This is a genomic window from Acinetobacter sp. C15, from assembly GCF_013420645.1.
Taxonomy (GTDB): domain Bacteria; phylum Pseudomonadota; class Gammaproteobacteria; order Pseudomonadales; family Moraxellaceae; genus Acinetobacter; species Acinetobacter indicus.
Genome location: NZ_VOXR01000013.1, coordinates 65,263 through 74,584 on the forward strand (window position 1 = coordinate 65,263; position 9,322 = coordinate 74,584).

Genomic DNA, 9,322 nt, shown 5'->3' on the forward strand with positions numbered 1-9,322 from the left:
TGGGCTGCTAGGTGTCTAGTCCCAGCATTTGATGGATCGGATCAATCTTAAAAAATTCAGGTTCATCTGTCCACTGTTTGCAGATGAACTCGTAGGGAGTCAGGCCCCTGAATGTTTTGAGTCTGCGGCCGAAGTTGTATGCAGCAATAAAATCAGCAAGGTGAATACATTGTTAGCGGCAGTGTAAAAATGACCCCCTAACAGCATTTAAAAACTGACCCCCTTGGTTAATCGTCCGGTTCATCCGCTCGACCTTTCCATTGGTCCATGGATGCTTAACCTTGGTAAGACGATGTTCAATGCCACATTCAGTACAAACACGATCAAAGATGTGCTCAGAGGCGTAGCGATCACAGGTGCGGTTCGTGAACTGGATGCCATTATCTGTTAGCACTGTATGGATTCTATAGGGCACAGCCTTAACCAAATTGCGCAGGAACTCCGCGGCTGCCATCTTACTGGCTTTAGTATGCAATTCAGTGAACGCTAACTTGGAAGTTCGATCAATGGCAACGAAGAGATAAAGCTTACCCTGTGCTGTTTGCATCTCAGCGATGTCGATATGAAAGTAACCAATGGGGTAGCTCTTGAAGCGCTTCCTGACAGGGCGATCACCTTGTACCTCAGGCAGTCGTGAAATACCATGCCGCTGCAAGCAGCGGTGTAACGACGAGCGTGTCAGATAAGGAATACTCGGCTGCAGTGCATAAAGGCAATCGTCTAGTGGTAATAAAGTGCGTTTTCGAAAAGCAACAATTGCCGCCTCATCTTCAAGCGATAACACGCTTGAGCGAGGATTCTTTGGCCCGGTTGTAAGATCATCTACTGAAGTACGTTTCTTCCATTTTGCGACGGTCTTTTGATTGATGCCGTAACGCTTGGCTAGCGTTCTTAAGCTCTCTTGACTATTTTGTATTGCTCGACGCACTGTCTGTGTCGTTGTGGCGCTGCTGTGTAGAACTTGTCCCATAGTGCTTCCTTCCATTTATCTGAGAATATTGCACCATTAAAATCTGGGACTAAACACCTAGTAACAGGAATAGCTAATAGGCTTATTCAGAGTTTGCACATAGTTCCTTATCCCTTATTTTGCTTTATGACCAAATACTGCGTCTAATTATGGTAATTTAATTAAGTTTGTTTTATTTTTTATCATAAATTTTTGATATATATTACTAATGGTTTTTAAATTTTAAAATTAAGTTTGTATTGAAATTTAGTATCTTTAATTTTAGATGAAATTAAGTTTGTATAAGATTCTCCCGCTTTAAAATGCGAATTCTTGCGCAGAAAGGCGAAGCATACTTTAAATAAAAATGAAATGTTTTCAAGGTGAGGTCAAAAAGGGATGCTTTTTGAATCTAGGGTGAGATTTTTATATATCTATATAATTGAATACATTAGTAATAATTTTATATTTCTAGTCTGATTCTAATTTGAATTTAATTATATTAAAAACCCTGTAGACTTGGTGAAGAATCACTGGGTCTACAGGGTAGGGTTTTGTTCGTTTACTTCATTAATATCCAAACTTAAATAATTAAATCTAAACTTAATTATTTGGTACAAACTTAATTATACGAACACAAGAACCAGCCTTTTTCTGTTGTGCTTATTCTACCGTCACCGATTTGGCCAGGTTACGTGGCTGATCCACATCGGTACCGCGCAGTACCGCAACATGATAGGACAGCAGCTGGACCGGAATGCTGTAGACAATTGGTGCCAGCACCGCACTGATTGATGGAATATGTACCACATGCTGACGCTCTTTGGTTTTAATGCCGCTGTGCTCATCAGCAAACACAAACAGCTCGCCACCACGGGCCTGTACTTCTTCCATGTTGGATTTCAGTTTATCCAGCATGTCATCTTTTGGTGCCAGAATCACCACCGGCATTTCATTATCGACCAGAGCTAGCGGACCATGTTTCAGCTCACCGGCGGCATAACCTTCGGCATGAATATAGGAAATTTCCTTCAGCTTCAGGGCACCTTCAAGCGCAATCGGGAACTGGGTGCCACGGCCGAGGAACAGGCAGTGGTTCTTTTCCACAAACAGCTCGGATAAGTGCAGAATCGCCGGGTTATGTTGCAGGGTATCCAGAATCACTTTTGGCGTATGCCACAACTCCGCGATAATCTCGGTAACGGTCTTGTCTGCAATGCTCTGTTTGACCTGACCAATCTTCAGAATCAGCAGCATCAGCGCAGCCAGTTGCGTGGTAAAGGCTTTGGTTGATGCTACGCCAATTTCCGGTCCAGCCAAAGTTAACAGGCTGTGATGGGTTTCGCGCACCATTGACGAGGTGGCTACGTTACAAATTGCCATGGTGCAGATGTTCAGGCCTTTGGCCGCAGCACGTTTTTGGGTATCGCGCAGTGCAGCCAAGGTATCGGCGGTTTCACCCGATTGGGAAATACAGATGTACAGGGTGTTGTTAACAATCACTGGCGTACGATAGCGGTATTCGCTGGCAATTTCGACCTGACACGGTACATCAATCAGCTGTTCAAACCAGTACTTGGCAATCATGCCGGCATGGTAACTGGTACCGCAGGCAATAATCTGCACTTGCTGGATGCTGGCGAAGTCCTGCTCGGCCTGGGCCAGAAAGTCTTCACGCAGCGCATTGCCATTTAAGGCCTGAGAAATGGTTTGCTGAATCGCTTCTGGCTGCTCATAAATCTCTTTAAGCATGTAGTGCTTGTATTCACCTTTAGAGGCATTGCTGACCGTCGCATCCAGCTCTTTCACCGGACGATTCACCAGCTGACCATCCACAAAAACTTCAATGGTTTCACGGGTTAAACGGGCAATATCACCTTCTTCCAGATAAATAAAGCGATTGGTGATTGGCAACAAGGCCAGCTGATCCGAGCTGATAAAGTTCTCGCCAATCCCGACGCCAATTACCAGTGGTGAACCTTCACGAACGGTAATCAGTTCATCCGGATGATCGGTATGGATGATACCGAGCGCATAAGCACCTTTGAGTTGTGGCACCACCTGTTTCACTGCTTCCAGTAAACTTGGGGTGGATTTCAGGGCATCATTGACCAGATGCGCAACCACTTCAGTATCGGTTTGCGAGGTAAATACATAACCAAGCGCTTCCAGATCATTTTTGAGTTCCTGGAAGTTTTCAATAATCCCGTTATGCACCACCGCCACATTGCCTGAAATATGCGGATGGGCATTGTTTTCAGTGGGCTTGCCATGGGTCGCCCAGCGCGTGTGTGCGATCCCCAACGAACCGGTTAATTCAGCTTCAATAACCGCCTGTTCCAGATTGGCCACTTTCCCGACACGACGTTCACGTAATACATGACCGCCATTGATTAGCGCCAGACCGGCGGAATCATAGCCACGGTATTCCAGACGCTTTAAGCCTTCAATCAGGATATTGCTAATATTACGTTCTGCAACGCCACCGACGATACCACACATAATCTTTTCCTCTTATTTTTTCAGTTTTTGGGGACGTTGATAATTATCTTTACTCAACTGTTTTGAGCGTTCAAAGGCCAGGCTATGGTCAGCCACATCACGGGTAATTACCGAGCCGGCACCCACCGTTGCGCCGTTGCCAATGGTTACTGGTGCCACCAGCGAGCTGTTTGAGCCAATGAAAGCCGCATCGCCAATGATGGTTTTGAATTTATTGGCGCCGTCATAGTTACAGGTAATGGTGCCTGCGCCAATATTGGAACCGGCGCCGACTTCTGCATCGCCTAAATAGGTAAAGTGATTGGCTTTGGAGCCGACACCAATTTGGGTGTTTTTGACTTCAACAAAGTTGCCAATATGTACCTCATTGGCCAGCACTGCACCCGGACGCAAGCGGGCAAATGGACCAATCTGTACATCTTCACCGACAACAGCATTTTCAAAGACGCTATACGGCTGAACTTTGGTACCGGCCGCAATTTTGCTGTTTTTAATCACACAGCCTGCGCCAATTTCAACGCGATCGCCGAGCTCAACTTCACCTTCAATAATCACATTGATGTCGATACGTACGTCTTGACCTACTTTGAGTGAACCACGTAAGTCGAAGCGACTTGGATCAATCAGATGCACGCCTTGCTGCATTAACTGTTTGGCCTGGAAGTTCTGGAATTCACGTTCCAAGGCGGCCAGTTGCACCCGGTCATTGACACCTTCGACTTCAAAGGCACGTTCCGGCTGAACCGAAGCCACCTGCATGCCATCGGCAATGGCCATGGCCACAATATCGGTCAGGTAGTATTCGCCCTGCGCATTGTTATTGGACAGCTTTGGTAACCATTGATGCAATTTGGCATTGCTGACGCAGTAAATGCCGGTATTGATTTCCTGAATCTGGCGCTGTGCCTCAGAAGCATCTTTATGTTCAACAATGGCCTGAATCTGGCCATTGTCACGCACAATACGGCCGTAACCGGTCGCATCTGGCAGGGTCAGCGTCACCAGACCAATACCGGTAGCCTGACTGGCTTCGACCAGTTGCTGTAAGGTGGCCTGGCTAATGCACGGCACATCACCGGATAAAATAATTGAAACACCATCCTGACCCAGTACCGGCAGCGCCATTTGGACCGCATGTCCGGTCCCGAGCTGCTCGGCCTGTTCCACCCATTGAACCGTTTCATGGGCAAAGGCCTGTTGTACCTGTTCGCCGCCATGGCCATAAATGGTAATAATATTATCTGCTTGTAATTGTTGTGCCGTTTCAATCACGTGACCCAGAAGCGGGCGTCCTGCAAGGGGTTGAAGCACTTTCGGAAGGCTGGAGCGCATACGCGTTCCTTTCCCTGCGGCAAGAATAATCACGGTGGTAGACATGTATAATCCTAGTTATTGCTAAACCAAAATAAAATAAAGATAAATTAAAATACAGATTGCTGCCCAGAGTCCGGCAATCAGATCATCCAGCATAATGCCAAAGCCGCCATCGACCTGACGGTCAATCACCCGGATGGGCCAGGGTTTCCAGACATCAAACAGCCGGAACAGGGCAAAGCCTGCAATGACCCACATCGTATTCATCTGGCCAAAATAGATCAGCGGTAAAAAGGTAATCGACTGTCCGGCAAACTCATCCCAGACAATACGGCCATCATCATGGACGCCCATGACCCGTGCGGTTTGCCCGCAGATATAAATCCCGACCAGTGACATCAGCAGAATCGCCACAACCGAATAGGCAAAACCAAGCCACAGCCACAGCGGAATAAACAGCAGCGCAAAGGCCGAGCCGAAGGTGCCGGGGGCTTTGGGTAACAGGCCTGATCCAAACCCGACCCCACAGAAGACAACCAGGCGGTCGGGCCAGCTCATCGCTTTAAAATGAATGGCAGGTTTAGGCAAAGTGTTGGTATCCCTGGAATTGGAGCGAATGATCTACGCCATTCTGCACAAAATGAAGTTCGGGTGCTGCATGAATTTGTCCAATCTTGGTAACGCGGACATTCAGCGGTTGTTGTAAAAGTTGTTCAAAATGCTGTGGGCTGATGCTAAAGCACAGTTCATAGTCATCGCCGCCAGCCAGCGCATATTGCCAGCGCTGTGTGTCAGGTAAATGACGCAGAGTATCGCTAAGCGGTAACAGATCCAGATCCAGCGTAGCACCAACCTTTGAGGCTTTAAGAATATGTCCGAGGTCTTGGGCCAGACCATCTGAAACATCAATCATGCTCGAGGCCAGACCTTTCAGTTGCTGGCCCAGTTCGCAGCGCGGGGTTGGATAATCCAGACGCTGCTGCAGCGCATGTCCCGGATGCTTCAGGCCAAAGGCGGCATCACCGACGGTGCCGCTGACACAGATATAATCGCCCGGCTGGGCACCGGCGCGAGTAATCGCCTGACCGGTATCTATCCAGCCCAAGGCGGTCACGGATAAGGTTAAATGCGGACTTTGGGTGGTATCTCCACCAATTAAGCGCACCCCAAATTGATCGCAGCAATCATACAGACCTTGGCTAAAGGCTTTCAGCCAGTCGTGATCAATTTGGGATAGGCTCAAGGCCAGTAGAATACTGTGCGGCGTGGCACCCATGGCAGCAATATCGGAGAGATTGACTGCAACAGATTTCCAGCCAATGGCATGTGGATCAGTCTCTAGTGGGAAGTGTCGTCCAGCAACCAGCGTGTCGGCGCAAATCACCAGCTGTTGCTGTGGGGGAGGAGTCAGCACGGCTGAGTCATCACCAACACCTAAGTCGACAGAACTGCCGTGCTGCCGATTGAAATAGGTGTCAATAATGGAAAACTCAGCCATCGCATCAATCTGTCAATTATTTAGATTGCTGTTTTTCTGCTGCACGTAATGAGCTGGCCAAACGGTCAAGAACACCGTTAATGTATTTATGGCTGTCTGCACCGCCAAAATGTTTTGCCAGCTCAATGGCTTCATCTAAAACCACGCGGTATGGAATTTCCAGATGTTCTTTCAATTCATAGGCGCCCAGACGAAGGGTTGCGAGTTCAACGCCGTCAAGGGCATCAATTTCGCGGTCAAGCACAGGGATTAAGAGCGCATCCAATGCTTCATGATTGGCAACCACTTGAGTCAACAATTCATGATAATAGCCGAGATCCACTTTGTGCATGGCATTTTCGACACGCGTGCGTGCTTCAATCTCGTGCACCGGATTGTGGCTCATCTGCCATTCATAAATTCCTTGTACAGCAAAACGACGTGCTTTACGTTTTGCTGCATAAGTTGCTTGAAGTGTTTGCGACATAGCGTTAAATAGCCTTTAACAAGTTAACCATTTCAATTGCAGTTAAAGCAGCTTCGCTACCTTTATTACCTGCTTTTGTACCCGAGCGTTCAATCGCTTGTTCGATACTATCCGTAGTCAATACACCGTTAATGACCGGTAAGCCAGTGTCCAGGCCAACCACACCTAAACCTTTGGCACATTCGCCTGCAACAAAGTCGAAGTGAGGCGTGCTGCCACGAATCACCGCGCCCAGTGCAATAATGGCATCGAAACGATCAGATGCTGCCAGTTTTTTCGCAACAACCGGAAGTTCCCACGCCCCTGGTGCATGAACAACAGTGATATTATCCTCTGATACACCATGACGTTTCAATGTGTCGATGGCACCTTCCAGCAAATGTTCCACCACAAAGCTATTAAAACGACCAACTAAAATCGCGTAACGGCCTTCGCTCGCGAGATGTAACATACCTTCAATACGGCGAACTGCCATAGCAAACCTCGATGATTTCTTAAGTTGTTTGTTGTGCGGTGACGTATTCCACCACTTCCAAGTTAAAGCCGGACAAGGCATTGAAACGTAATGGCGAGCTTAGCAGCTTCATTTTTTCAACACCTAAATCACGTAAAATCTGTGCACCGACACCAATGGTCTGATACTGCTGAGACAGCGCCGCATTGGATTTGCTTTTCTTCGGTGCATTTAAGCTGTCCAGTGCCGGACCTAAATCCTGCAGATGACGCTGGCCAATCCAGACCAGTACGCCACGATCACTATTGGCGATTTCTTTTAAGGCACGGTCCAGGTTCCAGGCCGGTTCACCATCTTGCTTGTTTAGTTTTAGCAGGTCACGGGTTGGGTTAAAACCATGCACACGGACGGTGGTCACGCCATCTTTTGGCTCACCTTTGACCAGCGCCAGATGAATATCCGGGTTACCCAGTTCACGGTAACGATACAGGTCAAAGCTGCCATATTCGGTATCAATCGTTTGCTGATCCAGACGCTCAACAGTTTGTTCATTGGTCATGCGGTAATGGATCAGATCGGCGATGGTGCCCATTTTCAGACCGTGTTTTTCTGCAAACACTTCCAGATCGGCACGACGCGCCATAGTGCCATCTTCTTTAATAATTTCACAAATCACTGATGCTGGCTCTAGACCGGCCAAACGGGACAGGTCACAGCCGGCTTCAGTATGACCGGCGCGGTGCAGCACACCACCTGGTTGCGCCATCAGCGGGAAAATATGACCCGGCTGGACAATATCGGCCGGTTTGGCATGAGCAGCAACCGCCGTGCGAATGGTATGCGCACGTTCAGCCGCGGAAATTCCGGTGGTGATGCCTTCTGCGGCTTCAATCGACAGGGTAAAGTTGGTGCCATGCTGAGCACCGTTGGCATCTACCATCAAGGGTAGATTTAACTGCTGGCAACGTTCTTTGCTTAAAGTCAGGCAAACCAGACCACGCGCATGGGTGATCATAAAGTTGATGTCTTCCGGGCGAACATGCGTGGCAGCCATGACTAAATCGCCTTCATTTTCACGATCTTCATCATCCATCAAGATAACCATTTTTCCTGCACGGATATCTGCTACGAGCTCTTCAACTGTATTGAGCGGCATCAACCTTCACCTTCTTTTTGTCTCAACGGACATTTTCATGACATTAATTGTGGCATAGTCTAACGCTTTTTCGTAGGTTTTGCCTATGCTTATCCGTTTCCCGGTCTGCTTCATTGTTATACACAGTGGCTGCTGGCTTGAAAAGGGCTGGCGCCTGGAAAAAGCTTGAATTGTGCAGAATATTTAAGCAATTGATCTGTATAAAAATATAAACAGCAAGCCGCAAAAACCGAGAATTTTTTTAAAAACGCTTTTATACATTTACACTACGATTTAAATCAGCCAGATAAAACAGGAATGGCGAACAGGCTTGGGGTGAGGTTCAAAAATTTTAGAATAGGCAATAAAAAAGCCCTAATCTTTCGACTAGGGCCTTTTAAATCTGGAGCGGGAAACGAGACTCGAACTCGCGACCCCAACCTTGGCAAGGTCACCGAGATTTATTCTATTAAATGACCTTAATTATAAGTATATGATTTAATTACTGGTATATAGTTTTTGGTGGAGTAAAATTTTGATCAATTTAGATCATTTCATGTTGTTTTGGTCACTTTATTTTAGATTTTTTATTTTATAAAAGTCACCTAGATTTTGGTTTCAATAAATTTAATTTAAAATAAAAATTTATCATATGGTAAAAATGTATATATCATCAAATTCTTCTCTGTGGACTGCCACTACTCTCCTAGACAAATATCGTCTATTGGTGGACTACTCAAGATCAGTCAGATGTTGCTGTTCACGGAAAAAGTTTACCTTGTATTGCAGCAAAGTCTGGTTAATTTCAGCAACTACCGCTTCATCCAGCTCACCACGGCACTGTTGCAAATAGAGATTTGAGTCGATGATGTTCCCTTTAAAAAGTACTTAGAGACCGAAAACCCTGTTGATTAGACACACTTCACCCTGAGGCTGACCATAATAAAATGACGATGCTTGTCCTTTACGTAGTGCACGCATGACTTCAATACCTTTAATTGTGG

General features: G+C 46.8%; 7 protein-coding genes and 2 pseudogenes. All 9 read right to left on the reverse strand.

Annotated features, from left to right (window positions below; genetic code table 11):
• Window positions 1-7: 7 nt before the first annotated feature.
• Window positions 8-970 (reverse strand): annotated as a pseudogene (locus FTT63_RS07265) (IS481 family transposase).
• Window positions 971-1,612: 642 nt separating this feature from the next.
• The gene (glmS, locus tag FTT63_RS07270; protein ID WP_180192137.1) at window positions 1,613-3,451 is read right to left on the reverse strand and encodes a glutamine--fructose-6-phosphate transaminase (isomerizing); all 1,839 of its coding nucleotides are present in this window, start codon (window positions 3,449-3,451) and stop codon (window positions 1,613-1,615) included.
• A gap of 12 nt (window positions 3,452-3,463) precedes the next feature.
• Window positions 3,464-4,828 carry a bifunctional UDP-N-acetylglucosamine diphosphorylase/glucosamine-1-phosphate N-acetyltransferase GlmU gene (glmU, locus tag FTT63_RS07275; protein ID WP_180192138.1) on the reverse strand — a complete coding sequence of 455 codons (1,365 nt, stop codon included), beginning with the start codon at window positions 4,826-4,828 and terminating at the stop codon, window positions 3,464-3,466.
• Window positions 4,829-4,846: 18 nt separating this feature from the next.
• Window positions 4,847-5,323, reverse strand: a complete 477-nt coding sequence (locus FTT63_RS07280) for a phosphatidylglycerophosphatase A (RefSeq protein WP_104472366.1) — start codon at window positions 5,321-5,323, stop codon at window positions 4,847-4,849.
• Window positions 5,324-5,345: 22 nt separating this feature from the next.
• Window positions 5,346-6,263 (reverse strand): thiamine-phosphate kinase, encoded by a 918-nt coding sequence (thiL, locus tag FTT63_RS07285; protein WP_180192139.1) that lies wholly within the window; start codon window positions 6,261-6,263, stop codon window positions 5,346-5,348.
• A 16-nt stretch (window positions 6,264-6,279) separates the two neighbouring features.
• Window positions 6,280-6,729 (reverse strand): transcription antitermination factor NusB, encoded by a 450-nt coding sequence (gene nusB / locus FTT63_RS07290; protein WP_005181335.1) that lies wholly within the window; start codon window positions 6,727-6,729, stop codon window positions 6,280-6,282.
• A gap of 4 nt (window positions 6,730-6,733) precedes the next feature.
• The gene (gene ribE, locus FTT63_RS07295) at window positions 6,734-7,204 is read right to left on the reverse strand and encodes a 6,7-dimethyl-8-ribityllumazine synthase (RefSeq protein WP_005181338.1); all 471 of its coding nucleotides are present in this window, start codon (window positions 7,202-7,204) and stop codon (window positions 6,734-6,736) included.
• 19 nt (window positions 7,205-7,223) lie between these two features.
• Window positions 7,224-8,339, reverse strand: coding sequence for a bifunctional 3,4-dihydroxy-2-butanone-4-phosphate synthase/GTP cyclohydrolase II (gene ribBA / locus FTT63_RS07300; RefSeq protein ID WP_075174726.1), 1,116 nt, complete (start codon window positions 8,337-8,339; stop codon window positions 7,224-7,226).
• 867 nt (window positions 8,340-9,206) lie between these two features.
• A pseudogene (locus FTT63_RS07305) lies at window positions 9,207-9,322 on the reverse strand (IS6 family transposase); the annotation flags it as partial.